Origin of the sequence: Bradyrhizobium sp. RDI18, from assembly GCF_043203335.1 — a bacterium.
Classification (GTDB): Bacteria; Pseudomonadota; Alphaproteobacteria; order Rhizobiales; family Xanthobacteraceae; genus Bradyrhizobium; species Bradyrhizobium retamae.
On record NZ_JBICRN010000008.1, the window covers coordinates 2,098,208 to 2,114,395 of the forward strand.

At 57.7% G+C, this 16,188-nt stretch carries 11 protein-coding genes; 5 read left to right on the top strand and 6 right to left on the bottom strand.

What is annotated here, in order from left to right:
• The first annotated feature begins 263 nt into the window (after window positions 1-263).
• The 4 genes from ACFXS9_RS19220 (at window position 264) to ACFXS9_RS19235 (ending at window position 5,877) form a co-directional block, all read left to right on the top strand.
• A complete protein-coding gene (locus ACFXS9_RS19220) occupies window positions 264-1,124 on the top strand; it encodes a tyrosine-type recombinase/integrase (protein ID WP_392685345.1) in 861 nt (286 codons plus the stop codon).
• Between the two features lie 23 nt (window positions 1,125-1,147).
• The gene (locus tag ACFXS9_RS19225) at window positions 1,148-2,374 is read left to right on the top strand and encodes an IS91 family transposase (protein WP_392685342.1); all 1,227 of its coding nucleotides are present in this window, start codon (window positions 1,148-1,150) and stop codon (window positions 2,372-2,374) included.
• Between the two features lie 419 nt (window positions 2,375-2,793).
• On the top strand, window positions 2,794-4,137 hold the full coding sequence (locus ACFXS9_RS19230; protein WP_392691089.1) for an IS5 family transposase: 1,344 nt from the start codon (window positions 2,794-2,796) through the stop codon (window positions 4,135-4,137).
• Between the two features lie 1,302 nt (window positions 4,138-5,439).
• A complete protein-coding gene (locus tag ACFXS9_RS19235; RefSeq protein WP_392699859.1) occupies window positions 5,440-5,877 on the top strand; it encodes a MarR family winged helix-turn-helix transcriptional regulator in 438 nt (145 codons plus the stop codon).
• A gap of 238 nt (window positions 5,878-6,115) precedes the next feature.
• Here the strand turns inward: ACFXS9_RS19235 and ACFXS9_RS19240 are convergent, their stop codons facing one another.
• The 3 genes from ACFXS9_RS19240 to ACFXS9_RS19250 form a co-directional block, all read right to left on the bottom strand.
• On the bottom strand, window positions 6,116-7,459 hold the full coding sequence (locus tag ACFXS9_RS19240; RefSeq protein WP_392691089.1) for an IS5 family transposase: 1,344 nt from the start codon (window positions 7,457-7,459) through the stop codon (window positions 6,116-6,118).
• A gap of 361 nt (window positions 7,460-7,820) precedes the next feature.
• The gene (locus tag ACFXS9_RS19245) at window positions 7,821-7,997 is read right to left on the bottom strand and encodes a hypothetical protein (RefSeq protein ID WP_392691161.1); all 177 of its coding nucleotides are present in this window, start codon (window positions 7,995-7,997) and stop codon (window positions 7,821-7,823) included.
• Between the two features lie 689 nt (window positions 7,998-8,686).
• Window positions 8,687-9,517 carry a Crp/Fnr family transcriptional regulator gene (locus ACFXS9_RS19250; protein ID WP_392691164.1) on the bottom strand — a complete coding sequence of 277 codons (831 nt, stop codon included), beginning with the start codon at window positions 9,515-9,517 and terminating at the stop codon, window positions 8,687-8,689.
• A 2,434-nt stretch (window positions 9,518-11,951) separates the two neighbouring features.
• Here ACFXS9_RS19250 and ACFXS9_RS19255 point away from each other — a divergent pair.
• Window positions 11,952-12,428 (top strand): Lrp/AsnC family transcriptional regulator, encoded by a 477-nt coding sequence (locus ACFXS9_RS19255; protein WP_065745659.1) that lies wholly within the window; start codon window positions 11,952-11,954, stop codon window positions 12,426-12,428.
• Between the two features lie 812 nt (window positions 12,429-13,240).
• Here ACFXS9_RS19255 and ACFXS9_RS19260 read toward each other — a convergent pair.
• The 3 genes from ACFXS9_RS19260 to ACFXS9_RS19270 all read right to left on the bottom strand — a co-directional run bounded on the left by ACFXS9_RS19260 (window position 13,241) and on the right by ACFXS9_RS19270 (window position 16,088).
• Window positions 13,241-13,915: a 4'-phosphopantetheinyl transferase gene (locus ACFXS9_RS19260; RefSeq protein ID WP_392691167.1), complete on the bottom strand. Its 675-nt coding sequence runs from the start codon at window positions 13,913-13,915 to the stop codon at window positions 13,241-13,243.
• A gap of 472 nt (window positions 13,916-14,387) precedes the next feature.
• A complete protein-coding gene (locus ACFXS9_RS19265; protein ID WP_225670016.1) occupies window positions 14,388-14,633 on the bottom strand; it encodes a hypothetical protein in 246 nt (81 codons plus the stop codon).
• Window positions 14,634-15,779: 1,146 nt separating this feature from the next.
• On the bottom strand, window positions 15,780-16,088 hold the full coding sequence (locus tag ACFXS9_RS19270; RefSeq protein WP_392699861.1) for an FkbM family methyltransferase: 309 nt from the start codon (window positions 16,086-16,088) through the stop codon (window positions 15,780-15,782).
• Window positions 16,089-16,188 lie beyond the last annotated feature (100 nt).

Sequence of the window (16,188 nt, forward strand, 5' to 3'; positions counted from 1 at the left end):
CGGCGCAGTGGTTAGCGCGTCCGACGGGGGTTATCCAGTCGTCCGTGAAGTAACGCGAACAGCCTGAAGTTACGGGCTAATTCGAGGAATGCCGGCGATTGATTTTGCCGGCAATCGCGATGGCGGGGCCGATTTCCTTGCAAAATCGAATGAGGGATTGAACGAAGCCGCTACCGCGGCGTGAACGGCGAGGTGGCGTAGAGCGCCTCCTGCCTGAGAGGATGTGGGTGTTGCAGCCCACCCTCTCAGACAGGAGTATTGAGATGGCCGATTTGAGCCCTCTTCGCCGCCGCATGATCGAGGACATGACCGTCCGCAATCTGTCGCCGGCGACGCAGCGATCCTACATCAGCGCGGTTTCGAAGTTCAGCCGTTATTTCGGCAAATCGCCGGATCGGTTGGAACTGGAAGACGTTCGCGCCTTTCAAGTGCATCTGGTCTCGACCGGCATATCATGGCCGGCGCTGAACCAAATCGTCTGTGCGCTGCGGTTTTTCTACGGCGTTACTCTTGGCGAGGCGCTGATCCCGGAACGCATTCCCTATGCGCGAGAACCGCGCAAGCTGCCGGTCGTGCTCAGCGCCGACGAAGTGGTTCAGTTTCTTGAAGCGGTATCGAGCCTGAAGAGCCGCGCCGCACTGACCACCGCCTATGCGGCCGGGCTGAGGGCCTCGGAGGTCGCGGGACTGCGGATCGAAGACATCGACAGTGCTCGCGGTGTCATCCAGGTGCGCCACGGCAAGGGGGCGAAGGATCGCAACGTGATGCTGTCGCCCCAACTACTCGGCATCCTGCGCACCTACTGGCGGCTCGCCCGGCCGCGGGTTTATCTGTTCCCGGGACGCGACGAAGACCATCCGATCGATCAGACCGTGTTGCATGCCGCCTGCCGGTCGGCGGTGAAGGCTGCGGGCCTGACCAAGCGCGTCACGCTGCACACGCTGCGCCACAGCTTCGCGACACATCTTCTGGAGAACGGAACCGACATCCGGATCATCCAGGTTCTGCTCGGGCACAATAACCTGTCGTCGACGGCGCGCTACACGCAGGTCGCCACCGATACGATCCGGGCGACGCAGAGCCCGCTCGACCGCCTGTCGCTGGAGGTGACGCCACCGGTATGACGACGCGTCCGGGGATGCGGGTTATGGCCCGCCCCGACGTCCGTCCGCACAGACCCGCCATCGAGATTGCCGATATCTTGCGCCGGCATGGCGACGCCTATCGCCGTTTGCATGCCGGTCATCTCGGTCGGGTCGAGCGGCGCGTGATGAGTGCGATCGTTGCGTGCCGAACCGAGGCGCTCGGCGGTCACATGGAGGCTTGCGACGACTGCGGCATGACACGCATCGCTTATAATTCCTGCCGGAATCGGCATTGTCCGAAGTGTCAGGGGCGAGCCCGAGCCGCGTGGCTTGCCGCGCGAGAAGCCGACCTGCTGCCGGTTCCCTATTTCCACGTCGTCTTTACGCTTCCTGCACCGATCGCAGCGATCGCTTTCCAGAACAAGGCCGTCGTCTATGCCATCCTGTTTAAGGCCGCCGCTGAGGCGATGACGACGCTTGCTGCCAATCCGCGAAGGCTCGGTGCAGAGATCGGCGGCGTCGCGGTCCTGCATACCTGGGGACAGGCGCTGACGCATCATCCTCACATTCACTGTGTCGTGCCGGGCGGCGGCCTCTCGCCCGATGGCGCGCGCTGGATCGCCAGCCGACCAAACTTCTTCCTGGCCGTCAAACCGCTCGCCCGGCTGTTCAGACGCCTGTTCCTCGAACGTCTGACCGCCGCCTTCGACGCCGGCACCCTGAACTTCTTCGGCGATCTCGCATCCCTGGCCGAGCCTGCTGCCTTCGCAGCTCACCTCCTCGCTATGCGGCGCATCAGCTGGGTCGTCTATGCCAAGCGGCCGTTCGGCGGCCCCGCGCAGGTGCTGGCCTATCTCGGCCGCTATACCCATCGCGTTGCAATCGCCAACAGCCGGCTCGTAGCCCTCGACGAGGATCACGTCGCCTTTACCTGGAAGGACTACCGCCAGAACGGCGCGACAAGGATCATGAAGCTCAAGGCCGACGAGTTCATCCGCCGCTTCCTTCTTCACACGCTGCCCGATGGCTTCCATCGCATCCGCCACTTCGGCTTCATGGCCAACCGCCATCGCGCTGCCAAGCTCGCCCTTTGCCGCGAACTTCTCGATCGCGAGCGAACAGCCCCAAACGATGGCCAGCCGCCGCCTGTGGATTCGGAAGCTCAAACCTGGGCCGAGGTTCCTGCCTGTGCCGATTGTGGTGGCGTCATGCGCATCATTGAGCGCTTTCGACACAGCTTCAGCCGCTCCAGCCCTCGAACACCACCGTTCCGATGCGACACATCGTGAGCCAAGTCATGCCGTGCACGACGATCATCATTCGTCATTCCGCTCCCAGCGTCTCGATCATCGCGGACGATGTCGAATCCGTGCTGTCACACTGCGCGACAACAACCGTCCGATGCAACAAAAAGTCTATCGTGATCTCCGGCGAAGCGCGTTTGGTCTCAACTCTTCCCCGATGCGCACATCTCGTGTCTCTGCCTCACGCGCCGAGCCAGCAGATCGGGCCTTGCGATCTCAAACAATCCCCATAGCGTAAAATCGCGCATAGCCTCCCGCGCCTTCGTTCAATCCGGCTTCAATGAGGTCGCGTCATAAGCGCCTGCCGCGCCCTCGCGTGAGCGCGACCTCACAGAACCCTCCAGATTCCGTCGAATCGGCGGTCGTGATTCTCTGCTCGTCAGAGTGGGTGAGCGGAGGTTTGGATGCGGCCACGAGAGCGGCGCGAGACCGGCGAGCAGGATCTGTTTCGCTCCCGGCTCGATCAGATCATCGACATGAAGCATTCGCTGGTGACGCTGGCGCGCATGGTGGATTGGGGCTTCCTGGAGCAGGCGTTCGGAGCGGTCTACACGGACGGCCCTGGCCAGCCGCCGCTGCCGACGCGCTTGATGGCGGGGCTCGCGATCCTCAAGCACACCTATGACCTGTCCGACGAGGTGCTGTGCGAGCGCTGGGTGGAGAACCCCTATTACCAGTTCTTCTGCGGCGAGGAGTTCTTCCAGCACCGGCTGGTGTTCGATCGCTCGTCGTTGACGCGCTGGCGCAACCGGATGGGGGAGGAGCGGCTTCAGGCCCTGCTGCAGGAGAGCCTGTCGGTTGCCGTCAGGACCAAGGCGATCAAACCGTCCGAGTTCTCCCGGGTGATCGTCGACACGACGGTGCAGCCCAAGAACGTGATGTTTCCGACCGATGCCAAGCTTCTGAACCGGGCGCGCGAGAAGCTGGTGCGGCTGGCGCAGCTCACCGGGGTGGGTTTACGCCAGTCCTATGCGAGGGTGGGCAAGTTCGCCCTGATAAAACATCAGCGCTACGCCCATGCCAAGCAGTTCAAGCGCGCCAGGCGGGCGCTGAAGACGTTGCGCACCTATCTCGGCCGGGTCATGCGCGACGTCAGCCGCAAGATCGCGGGCGACGCCGCGCTCGAGGGGAGATTTTCGAAGCTGTTATTGCTGGCGCGCCGCGTCCACGAGCAGCAGCAGCGCCAGCGCGGGCCGAAGGTCTATTCGCTGCATGCGCCGGAAGTCGAATGCATCGGCAAGGGCAAGGCCCATCGCCCTTACGAGTTCGGCGTCAAGGTCTCCGTCGCAACCACGCTCAGCCACGCCCGGGGCGGCCAGTTCGTCACCCATGTGAAGGCGCTGCCCGGCAATCCCTATGACGGCCACACGCTGCAAACCGTCATCCCAGACATGGAAAAGCTCGTCGGCAACATCATCGAGCGGCTCCTCCTCGACAAGGGATACCGCGGCCACAACGCGCCGCCGGATTACAAGTTCAGGGTCTTCATCTCGGGGCAGAAGCGAGGTGTCACGCCGTCGATCAAGCGCACCATGCGCCGCAGATCCGCCATCGAGCCTGTCATCGGCCATCTCAAGGCCGAGCACCGCATGGAACGCAACTATCTCTGGTTCAAGCACGGCGATGCCAACAACGCCGTGCTTGCCGCCGTCGGCTACAACTTCCGCCGTCTCCTCCGCTGGCTCAGGCGTTTGTTGCACAAAATCCTGGCCGCAATCTTCGCCCGCCCGCTGCTCAATCCGACCTGAAAAAGGAATCTTCACGGTCGACTATCCATATTGAGCTACCGGGAGTTGACCCACTTCGTTCGGTCGATAACGACCGGCAAATCGTTTTAGACTGATTTCGAAATCCTGAACTCGCAGGCAAGGAGCACGCGCGATTACCCGAACGCAATCTTGATTCTAATTAACGGGACATCAATTTGCGACCGATGTAACGCAAACTGCCATGTCGTACGACACTTTCGAGGGATAGCTGCGATCAATGGTCATTTTTGCGCGAAAGATGCGAAACATGAGCGAGATTCTCCGCCAAGCGACGCAAGACAATCGTTATTCGATCATTCGTTCCTGGAGCTCTGGTTCAGAGGCCCATGGGGCGTGACTTGGCCGTGTGTAAAGTTCGCGCGGGCTTTTTTTGCATTCAGCAAAAGCGCGGCGTTCATACATGTAAAGCGTAAGAGAGCTAGCAAGAGGCGGCCAAGCGAATTGATCGTTCGCCGTCGGCTGAACTGCAATGCGGTCAGGCAAAGTACTTCGTGCTGAGCCGCTTCGGTGGCCGCGCAGCGTGCTCCTCCGCGTTTGGGCGCGCAGCCAGCCTCCCCGCTGGCGCCAAAGCACTCGAAGTGGCCACACTCGAATTGTAGATCTCCCGGCCCGACAAAAATATGAAACGTGGCGAAGTCGTCAGCGTTCGGTATGCGTCGGGGAATTCCTCTCGTGCCCTCTCCAGCGGCATAGGTTGTCGATACGATTGAAAAGCGCGCCCAGTTGGGCTTCCATCCACCGACATGACGCTGGGGCTGGAAATGCGCCCTGCGATCGCATCTGAGGCGTGCCGCGGTAGAAATACCTAGCCATGTCCCACTCCTATGCCGTTTCGCCGATTGAGATAGGTTTGACCTCGCGATTGTACCTGCCGACACCCCAAACAGTCGGGCTCGTGAAACAGGGTTATGCTTAGCCTGCATAGTAACGAGATATCGATATTGATTAATGCAACGCGTCCGGCGTAGGCGAATAAATTCTGCGGTCCCGCGCTTTTTTCGACCGATTTCACCACACCGAATTGTCCACTTTTGCTCGCGGCAACCCAGCCCCCGGTTTTCGATTGCAGTGACGCCAAGGTGATCCGGAAGTCCGCCGAGTGCCCGAACGATCTGAGCGCGCTGTGGGTTCGCGCGGACAGCATTGTCCGTATTCTTAATCTGCGCTAGGGGAAACGAACCAAGGATGAACTGCTGACATATGATGCCTCAGGATATGCCTCGTCTAGCAAGAGCGGTCGACAGTGGCTCTGCTGAGAGTCAGGAGGTGGTCCGGCGATTCATGTGGGAAATAAGATCGATCAATTTATGTCTGGAGGAACTTCGCCAATTCCGGGCCGATGTACTTGGCATTACTGGGCCACAGTGGATGATCTTGATGGCCTTGACGGAGTTGGACAGAGAAAACGGTGTTCCGGTCAACGTGGTATCGAAATTTATGCACGTCGACCCTTCATTCGTCACGACCCAATCAAAGCTGCTGGAGAAGAAGGGCTTCCTGCGGCGTAGGACCTCCACAAGCGATGCCCGGGTCGTCCAGATGTCACTGACGGACAAGACTTACAAGCATCTCGCTAGCGTCGCTGCACAACAGGAAGTCCTCGATGAATTTGTTTTTGGTGATTTCGGTCTTCACGAACTGAGTGAGTTCGCTAATAGGCTCACTGCACTCAGGCATCGTCTAGAGAAAGCTCGCTTGAAAGTCGCTCTGGAGTCCTAAGGACCAAAACGCATAATCCTTATGGCGTATCTGAACGAATTCCGACCTCGGCCTGCCGGATAGCTCGCGTCGCCTCGACATCGACCATGAGTGCGGAATCTCGGCATTCGAGCATCGCGAGCGCGAGTTTCTCAAACGGGATCGCGACGAGCGGATAAGACAGCTACTGCGCAGCATGCCAAAGAGCGAGAAGCGTCAATAGCACGGCCGTAATCAGTCGACCGTGAAGATTCCTTTTTCAGGTCGGATTGAGCAGCGGGCGGGCGAAGATTGCGGCCAGGATTTTGTGCAACAAACGCCTGAGCCAGCGGAGGAGACGGCGGAAGTTGTAGCCGACGGCGGCAAGCACGGCGTTGTTGGCATCGCCGTGCTTGAACCAGAGATAGTTGCGTTCCATGCGGTGCTCGGCCTTGAGATGGCCGATGACAGGCTCGATGGCGGATCTGCGGCGCATGGTGCGCTTGATCGACGGCGTGACACCTCGCTTCTGCCCCGAGATGAAGACCCTGAACTTGTAATCCGGCGGCGCGTTGTGGCCGCGGTATCCCTTGTCGAGGAGGAGCCGCTCGATGATGTTGCCGACGAGCTTTTCCATGTCTGGGATGACGGTTTGCAGCGTGTGGCCGTCATAGGGATTGCCGGGCAGCGCCTTCACATGGGTGACGAACTGGCCGCCCCGGGCGTGGCTGAGCGTGGTTGCGACGGAGACCTTGACGCCGAACTCGTAAGGGCGATGGGCCTTGCCCTTGCCGATGCATTCGACTTCCGGCGCATGCAGCGAATAGACCTTCGGCCCGCGCTGGCGCTGCTGCTGCTCGTGGACGCGGCGCGCCAGCAATAACAGCTTCGAAAATCTCCCCTCGAGCGCGGCGTCGCCCGCGATCTTGCGGCTGACGTCGCGCATGACCCGGCCGAGATAGGTGCGCAACGTCTTCAGCGCCCGCCTGGCGCGCTTGAACTGCTTGGCATGGGCGTAGCGCTGATGTTTTATCAGGGCGAACTTGCCCACCCTCGCATAGGACTGGCGTAAACCCACCCCGGTGAGCTGCGCCAGCCGCACCAGCTTCTCGCGCGCCCGGTTCAGAAGCTTGGCATCGGTCGGAAACATCACGTTCTTGGGCTGCACCGTCGTGTCGACGATCACCCGGGAGAACTCGGACGGTTTGATCGCCTTGGTCCTGACGGCAACCGACAGGCTCTCCTGCAGCAGGGCCTGAAGCCGCTCCTCCCCCATCCGGTTGCGCCAGCGCGTCAACGACGAGCGATCGAACACCAGCCGGTGCTGGAAGAACTCCTCGCCGCAGAAGAACTGGTAATAGGGGTTCTCCACCCAGCGCTCGCACAGCACCTCGTCGGACAGGTCATAGGTGTGCTTGAGGATCGCGAGCCCCGCCATCAAGCGCGTCGGCAGCGGCGGCTGGCCAGGGCCGTCCGTGTAGACCGCTCCGAACGCCTGCTCCAGGAAGCCCCAATCCACCATGCGCGCCAGCGTCACCAGCGAATGCTTCATGTCGATGATCTGATCGAGCCGGGAGCGAAACAGATCCTGCTCGCCGGTCTCGCGCCGCTCTCGTGGCCGCATCCAAACCTCCGCTCACCCACTCTGACGAGCAGAGAATCACGACCGCCGATTCGACGGAATCCCTCATTCGATTTTGCAAGGAAATCGGCCCCGCCATCGCGATTGCCGGCAAAATCAATCGCCGGCATTCCTCGAATTAGCCCGTAACTTCAGGCTGTTCGCGTTACTTCACGGACGACTAATCAATAGTCAGAGACAAGCGCTAAATTTTACCAACTATTCCGTGATGGGACATCAAAAGGTAACTTTAGGCCGTCCTACAGCGCCCTTTTTGTTGGACCTCGATTAATGACCTGCCTAAGCAGATCGACTCCTAGGTAAGCTTGACCTGGAGGCCCGCGGCACGTCCTGATCGCGGACCTCAATTGCCATCCGAGCCCTTTGGGGCTGTCGCTCGGGCTGGCTCGGCTTCTTGTATCTGCACATCGAACCAGCCAAGGTCCCTTAGCTCGCGCGCTTTCTTTTCGGCTCCGTCCCGACTATCTCGCTTCAATACAATGCGGCTTGCACCATCGCGGGCAAAGATCAAATAGGCCATTCTTCAGTTCATATTTGGTCTGAGTCCGAGCGAAAAGAGGTTGCAGGCATTTTCGCGCTGCGACCTTCGGGCTTAACTATAAAAACGCTCGATCCGCCTGCCCGATATTTCGGATACTGATCTCTGCAATAAGGACTGTGGAGTCATATTTTGCTGTTCCTAATGAGGAACAGAACGGTTGTGCAGCACCGAGACACGATTAATGCAGAGCCCGTTTACCGTGTAAAGTGGCGTTCGGGAATGGTCATCGATCAGATGACATTTAACAAGATCATTCCGGCAACTGTACCGATGCGTGCGAGGTCGGCCCAATGGCGAGCCCTTGTAACGTGCGGCCGATCGCCAGAGCCGACCGTTGCGACGATATTGTAGGGTACTGCAAGTGCGTAGCCGACACAAAGGCCGCTACACTACGATCGCCCTTGATCAGTGCCAGGAAGAAAATTGACGTGAGCACGTTGACCGCAATTCCGCCGGCCACCGCTCAATTCCAGAACGCCTGCCGCAGCGGCAAGTCCCCTTTCCAAAGGCGACGCAGGACGTTCATGTGGACCAATCCGGTATGGGACGGCAATGCCTCGAAGCCGAAAACGGCTGACGGTGTATCTGCGCATGTTAATGCGACCGGGCAGACAACACTGCCACCGGCAACGCGTCTGCAAGATGCACTGAACGCCTGGGCGATTTTGCTAACCGCCTGCTCTTTTGCTGAGGGACTCAGAAAGGGCATAAGCGCCTGAAAGAAGCTTGTAACAGCCACATGCCTTTTGCTCGAGACCCTTGCGTTCATGGATCTGCAAGACGCCACGCATCTTGCAAATTAACCTTTGTTCTTCAGATCGGATTAGCGTCTCGGTTACACCCGCGCGGCGCAACCCCAACGCGAACGAAAGGTAGTCATGGGTAATTGGAAGCACGTGAGTGCCCAGAGCATCACTCGCCAAACAGAGCCAGCTCGCGAGCCGCTGTTCGCGATCGTGCCGAACCCCGCACAATCCCGTCTGAGCGCAATGCAAGGTCAGCGCTTGAACGTACCGAAAAAGCTGTTCTCGGATTTCAGGACGCTCCTTCGTCACCCGACGCAAATCCTCGACACGGATCCTGTGCGCACTTCCGGGAAAGAGCACAACAGATTGGTGCGTCGAAATATGCCCTACCACTAAGAGCGAAGCGCCGACCGCTCCCCAATGTCCTATCACCGCCGATTCAAGGATGCTTTCCGCCGCGACAATTCTCAGCGAGACGAGGCCCGCCTCGATAAAATAGACGTAATCAAGATGCTTTTTCGGCTCCTGCAGGATCATGCGTTCTTTCAGCACGATCGGCTCAAGGAACGCGCCTATTGCCGCGAGGTCTTGCAGAGAAAGACTGGCGAGGATCGCATTTTTCACAAAGGAGCGCGTACGAGGACGCATCTTAACAGGCCGGTCGAGCATCGGCTGTTTGCCGGAGACCTTCGTGAGTGCTGCATCTCTTGAGCCGTCAAGCGCTTCGCGGACGGTGGACACATGGTCGGTCATAATGCGGCCCCCTCTCCCGACATGCGGCGGTCACCTCGCTGACACGTAACGAAAAATTGATTTGGGACTGTAAGGAAACTTTCATCCTGATTAATGCAATGAGCCTGGCGTTGAAGCTCAAATTCCGCGTTCGAGCGCCCTTCCTCGACGGATTCAATACCTCCCCTGTCGAACTGCTTCTCAAGTGCGGTGTCCGCCAGGGCGCCTCAGCCCGCCAACGCGAGCGTTGCGCGGAGCCTCCGCTCGATAGATTCCACGAGCGGTTGGCTTTTCCGTTGCCGAACGATACGGCGCCGCGGGGCTACAGCAACGGATGTCCTTCTCGATGACATAGAACTCGGCGATGTGCTTGAGCGCCTCGCCCGCAATGGGCCGAAGGACCAGGAGTGGCAAGTTCGCACAAGTTACGCCGCGCGCCGATCGGCAGAATTGAGAGCAAAGGCTGAGGTCGATGAAACAGCGTCGGCCAGCATGATCAAATTGAACCGAAGATTGAGTCCGACCATCATTGGTGAAGCGCACGCCACCATCAACTCGTCGTTGGGCCGATGCCCTTCGTCCTCTAAGCTGGGTGACACCTGCCCGTCAGTTCGTCGTCAGCTTGCCTGAGTATCATTCGCAGCGGGGCGTAAGCAGCCCGAACTCACTGCGACGAAACGTACCCCGAAGGGACCCGCGAATCGTCATGTAGACTCGAATCAGTGGCTTATCCACACACGCTACCTGAGGTGACGAGCTGAGTCAGTCGGTGGACAGCGACAGCTTTACCCGCCGTTATCAACCGTATTCTATGGCGGTAGCTCCAGACCGATCGCGTAAAAAGCGAATAACTAGCGATTTCATAGTGCACTCCTTCCATCCAGACGACGATGATCGGAACAAATGTGGAGAGTGAGCTTCCTATGGCTCCGTAATGAAACAGGACGGCCGAGATCGACATCTCGCAAACTCCGCCGGTAACAAATGGCTCGTCCGTTGAAGCTTGTTGGCCTGGCTGTATTGGCAGTGGCGACTTCACGTGTGCTGTTACACGCAACCCAACGCGTTCCAGCCGCTTGAATTCACCAAAAAAGGCGCCAAAACGCGGAAATTAACCGTAGATGCGCAGCTCATTGCATTAATCAGGATCTAGATATTCGTTAAATTCAGCGATCCTCGCGAAGCGCTCAGCGAGCTGCTTCGCCAAGAACGTGCACATCAGACTTGGCATCGCTGCACCTCACCTGCGGGCATGGTGGAAGCGGCGAAGACGCATGGTGAAACGGTGAAGACAATGTAGGGAGGCTATCTACGGAATGCCCGGCTAGAGGCGAACATCGCAAAGCTTCCATTTTGGCTCGATTGAGAGCCTATGATCTGTGGTGGCCCCGAGATAGCGCGCGAGGCTTGCATCTACGATGCTACCTCGGTGACATGGATTCCACTGTCGGCCTGATCTTCCGGTCACCCCCAAACACACCTGAAAATTCGCGATGAAGCCACGGTGCGCGGCTTCGCCAAAGGATGACGCTGTTGACAAGTTTTCAAGGGTTGGTTGTTCCACACTGTGCCACATCTATGAGCGGTTCGATTGATGATAGCTTAAGTGAGATGAAATCAGTGCGGAACGACATTTGGCGTTGTCGTAAGTTGCTTCAAAACGAGTTGCCTGATGAGCAGCGAAAAATCATCGAGCAACGCCTGGTTGAACAGTGTTCTGCTTTCGATCAGCTCTTGGCGACCACATTTCCCTTCACGTTGAGGCTCAGGTCAACTTCAGTGCCTGTGCCGCTCAACACCTAACCAAACTTAACCAGCATGAGCTCCTATCCTCCCTATCCTTCGGCTCCCCTGCGATCCAGCCCACTGAGTTGATCAATGGAAGTGAAATGGTGGCAAATGCGATGCAAGATACTAGGCAGGGTGTTGATTCCTATCATTGCATCGAGGTGATGGCCCCGGGGCGCCGGCGGCGACGACGATGGATAGGCGAGGAGAAGGCCCGCATCGTGGAGCAACGTTTTCAGAAGGGTGTGAACTTTGTACGCGGTCTTTGGCGCAATCGCGTTGCCTGCGGAAGGCCGCGATCGGCCGCCAGCTGAGCAAATCCGTCAGCAAGTCAGAGCGGAGAGGCCGCAATCTCCGGATGCAAAACAAAAAGCAGAGCCAGCTTGAAATTTCAGCATAGGCGCTTCTTTAAAGCGAACGATCTTTGCCGAAGGTGGGAGCAGCAGGTGATCGCAGTAACGCCTCATACCATTCACACCTCGACGTTAAGGTTCAATGCCCGATCTTACTCCGGCAGGATGATCGGCTCCTGGCAGAGCAGAGTCATCACCCAGCGGCCAGGACGGTGCGATCGCCCACGCGGTCATTTGTTGAAATCATCGCATGCATTTGGGATATTTTGGACGATTTTCGGGATGAAATTCACCTCAAGGCCGGGGAGCCGATTATGCGATACGATCGGATAGACGCCCGCATCCTCGAGATCGTGCAAAAGAATAACCGCCTAACTTCCGAGGTGATCGGCGCAATGGCAGGGCTTTCTGCTACCGCGTGTCAACGCCGACTGAAGAGGCTCCGTTCGGAAGGCATTATAGAGGCCGATGTTTCAATCGTTTCGCCGAAAGCGGTGGGCAGACCCATTCAAATGCTGGTGCTGGTGACCCTGGAGCGAGAGCGTTCAGATATAATCGATAGATTCAAGAAGGCCATCAGATCGTCAGTTGAGGTCGTCAACGGCTTCTACGTCACCGGCGACGCGGACTTTGTCCTGTACGTCACCGCGCCCACCATGGAAGATTATGAGGAGTTCACTCGGCGATTCTTTTATGTGAACCCGGACATCAAGAGCTTCAAAACAATGGTCGTATTGGATCGCGTAAAGGCGGGCTTTGCTGTTCCAGTTGAGACACCATCCGAGAATTGATTACACGTTGGTGCCGGCGTTTCACCCCGCGGATCGACGCGTTTTGCGCCTTTCGTCACTTACCGGACATAGAACCGCCGATGAATTCGCTCGGCTTTTCCATATTGATGAAGAAGGCTTTGAAACGCTTCCGTTCTCCCTTTCGGTACGACAGCAAGCGATAGGTGTCTCACGCAGCACAATGCTGACGGCCGATTGCCCGCTTCGAACCAGCCTGAGCATCAGAACTGAAATACATGCTGCCGATACAACGTCGCCAAGGGTAACTCCGCCGTCGAGCCGGGCACGCCGGATGGCAGCACCCCTCCTCTAATCGATTGGCGCGTTTGCTTCCGGACGGAAGCGTGCGCAGGCCGCAAACCGTCGCCCACCAATTGATCATCTCTGGCCTGGCTGTTGCTTGAAGCTCGCCTGCGTCGCTCTCACGAGATCGATGTTGCGCATCCCGCAGTTGCATAGGGGTTCGATGTTGGCCCTAATGGCCATCGCTATTGCGACCGTGGGCATCATCGCTCGAAACCCGGATAACGGCAGCTAGTTGTGACCTGCCAGGCGATACTTGGTTTCCTGATTGAGAACCCACATGATTGACCGGCATCTCAGGTCGCATTCGATCAGAAAGGGCTCGTTGGAGGACCTTGTCTAGTCGGATCAGGGGAACCAGGCGCTACGGAGTCACACATATCAAGCTTCTTATCGGAATCAACGCCCGGCCTCACTTGCTTACTAGAACAGAAGACTATTCTTCAATTGCAAGGCAAACTCGATGAGGTCTCCTGTGGCCTTCCGGCATCTTAGGAGCCGAGATTGCATCACGCGCCTCGAAATCGCACGGCTAGTGCTAGAATTCCTCCGACAAATGGGCGATAGATTCCTTTTATGGTTCGACTGCCAAAACTAGTAGGCTTTTCTGGGTTGACAATCTCGGCCTCGAAGACCCCGCACTGGTCATTCGTTCTGACACTGACATCTTGAAAATCCAAGAATTCGCCAGTTGCCGGCGCATATGATTTGTATACGGCTTCCTTTATTGCGAACAACAATTTCGGGCCGAAGCGACTGCTGGACCACTCCTTGCGCTCGATTTCCTCGCAGGTGCATACGAACGGCAAAAGGTCCGGTTCGAGCGGTTGTTGATCTTCAATGTCCAATCCCAGAGCGAGCACATTCTTGGAAATTCCGACAACAGCTCCGCAATCAGATGAAGAGTGTGAAATGCTCCCGACGACTCCCGAAGGCCAAAGAGGAGCCCGATCTACTCTCGACAAAATCGGAACAGGAGCGAAACCCAATTTACGCAGTGCCTCATGAGCGTGATGCCGTCCCCAGGCGAACTCACGCCGACGACGAAGCGATACGTTCCCCAACATGACGTCTTCAGCCGGAAATGGGAGGGGAAACGGGTCATATATTGATCCGCCAGAAAAGCTGATGTCGTGTGCCAAAGCTGCGGCGATAGCAGCCCCTAACGTCGTGAGCGTTTTCATAGATTGGGCGAACCTTTGTTCTGGAAAAGTGTGAAGCTGCAAATCTGCACTTGCTTTACGATAGCTAACCTGAGACCGCAGGCCACTCAAGGCCCGCAGCGTCAGAGACGAAATCATGCTCTGCGACGCTCAATATTTCGACGGCAGGATCGGACCGATCGAGCGCGCATCGGACGAGCTCTGCGCTGAGGCGACCCGCTTTCGAGATCGATAGCCCTCGCGCCACACCTGGCTGGCCGAATTGCATCACCATTGTCGGGGCTGTCGCAGAGTGCTCAGAGTGGACGGGTACGGCTTTGAACAAACGGTGAGGCAGAGATCGGAGGCGGGTTGATACTCTGCTTGTGGACCTCGAGCAGAATTATGTAGTCTACGTGTAATCTAACGTGTGGGGCGACCCTCCATTATGACGTCGAACCCACGAGGGCGACTTTGTGCTGCGCGCACGTGCAACGAGCTCCATTCCGTTCGCTCACTGCATTTGATCCGTGCCGCGACCGATGAACTCGAGCACCGACTGCGCCTTGTGGATCTCACGTGCGAGGCAATTGAAGATCCGGGTCGCAGATTCAAGTGTGACGACAAGTCCAACCCTCTCGCATGATAGCTCAAAATGGTGCGCAACCTGTTCGTTGGTGGGCGCAATGCCACTTTGCAGCGAGCTCATGGCTAATGATGCGAGCATGTGCTCGACCACGTCTTTTTCGGCCTGAGTCAAGAAATGCTTCCTTCTGAATGTTGGCTCGCCTGTTATCGACGTTGTGGTCGCCGTCGAAGGTCCGGCCAAAGCCGCTCCGCTTCCGCGCCTGTGTTGCCACGACGGTCACATCATTCGGGCTAAGGAAACTTGGGCGAGACAGCTTCCGTCGACTTCCAGACTCTACTTCTGGGCTGCGGTAAGCAGAACAAGACTCAAAGACGACCCTGCGCACACGATCTCGGAGGTTCGAAACGTCTGCCGGATCCGCAGCCTCACCGATTGGGCCGCTTCGGCTTGACACGAACTCGAAAACGGCGGCGTCGACCTCTGCACGCATGGCGGGGGTCCGCAATTACACGAACATGGTGATCATGCCGGCGCAACCGCCGGCCCCCGGTGAGCAGCGGACTGAGATTTTCCCAACGTGCCCCACGAAACGAGGAGAAAGCAGCAACCATCATAGTAGTTCAGCTCCTTCGCAGCGATACCGCACTTCCTAGGAACACGGCGCCCTCGCCACCTGCATGCCAAGATCGGCTAAGAAGACCGCAACGTACCACGCGGCCCAGCCATTGCGGCGCACGCCTCACCTACATGGGTGACTCTGCCTACGGGTGGCCGGCCGTCCCAAGCGCTTGCACGGACTGATCTACCTCCCACGTCGCACCACTACGAGCCCTCTTACGAGCCCTCTTGGATTTGTAGATCTTTCCTTGACTCCGATTTGTTTCGACCTGCCATCACGCGAAGTGACTCAGCCTCTCGAAACGCACACCGAATGAAAGCGTCACGAGGATGCTCGCGAAGACACGAATCTCTTAATGCGAACGTTGCGTGGCACTCAAATTTGAGTTGCTGATGATGGATTTTGTCAGCATTTTTTCAAGCCTGCAACCTGACGCAACGTGAGATTCAAGCTGTTTTTGTTGGGCTTGCGGCTTTTCGGGATTTGGGTACTTGCGAGTTCTTATCGAAGAGCTGATCGCAGGCGAGTGAGGGTTCATCACCGGAACCGTGGCGTCCATCTCTCGATCAGGTCTGTTCATCCTCTTCGTCGTGATCCTGCTCGCCGACCGAGCTGCAGGTAAGTACGGTCAGCGTCCGCCCATATTGACCGAGGCCGACTACCTCTTCGGCGGCCTTGTACACGCGCTCACAGCCCTTCTACAGGCTCGTGTTCCTAAGCAAGACATCACCCTCGACTCCGTGGGGGTACTGGGTCACGACTTCGAACAAAGGTAACAAGTCAAGGATGGCTTGCAGGGACTGCTGCCCTTCATGGAGCTCCTGGTCGCTGTATTCCGTGTAGACGAAGCGCGTGTTGCTTAAGGTATGTCTGCCGCCAGCGATCACATCGGACTCGGCTCCCTGCACGTCCATCCAGATGAAATCGATGTGTTTTAAGTTCGCCTCGCTGCACCAGTCATCCAACTGTCGAGTTTCAACTGAGATAGGATGATCAAACCGAACCAGTCATGTTCCACGAGATGATTCTTGGGTCGGCGTATTGAGCCAGAGAGATCCCATTCCTTCGCATCTGCATTTCCATTGCTTGGATGGAAATCGATCATGC

Coding starts and splice junctions, on each gene's coding strand:
- ACFXS9_RS19240 (WP_392691089.1), bottom strand. CDS start 7,459: ATGCGGCCACGAGAGCGGCGCGAGACCGGCGAGCAGGATCTGTTTCGC.
- ACFXS9_RS19255 (WP_065745659.1), top strand. CDS start 11,952: ATGCGATACGATCGGATAGACGCCCGCATCCTCGAGATCGTGCAAAAG.
- ACFXS9_RS19245 (WP_392691161.1), bottom strand. CDS start 7,997: ATGGCCTATTTGATCTTTGCCCGCGATGGTGCAAGCCGCATTGTATTG.
- ACFXS9_RS19220 (WP_392685345.1), top strand. CDS start 264: ATGGCCGATTTGAGCCCTCTTCGCCGCCGCATGATCGAGGACATGACC.
- ACFXS9_RS19260 (WP_392691167.1), bottom strand. CDS start 13,915: ATGAAAACGCTCACGACGTTAGGGGCTGCTATCGCCGCAGCTTTGGCA.
- ACFXS9_RS19230 (WP_392691089.1), top strand. CDS start 2,794: ATGCGGCCACGAGAGCGGCGCGAGACCGGCGAGCAGGATCTGTTTCGC.
- ACFXS9_RS19225 (WP_392685342.1), top strand. CDS start 1,148: ATGGCCCGCCCCGACGTCCGTCCGCACAGACCCGCCATCGAGATTGCC.
- ACFXS9_RS19250 (WP_392691164.1), bottom strand. CDS start 9,517: ATGACCGACCATGTGTCCACCGTCCGCGAAGCGCTTGACGGCTCAAGA.
- ACFXS9_RS19235 (WP_392699859.1), top strand. CDS start 5,440: ATGTGGGAAATAAGATCGATCAATTTATGTCTGGAGGAACTTCGCCAA.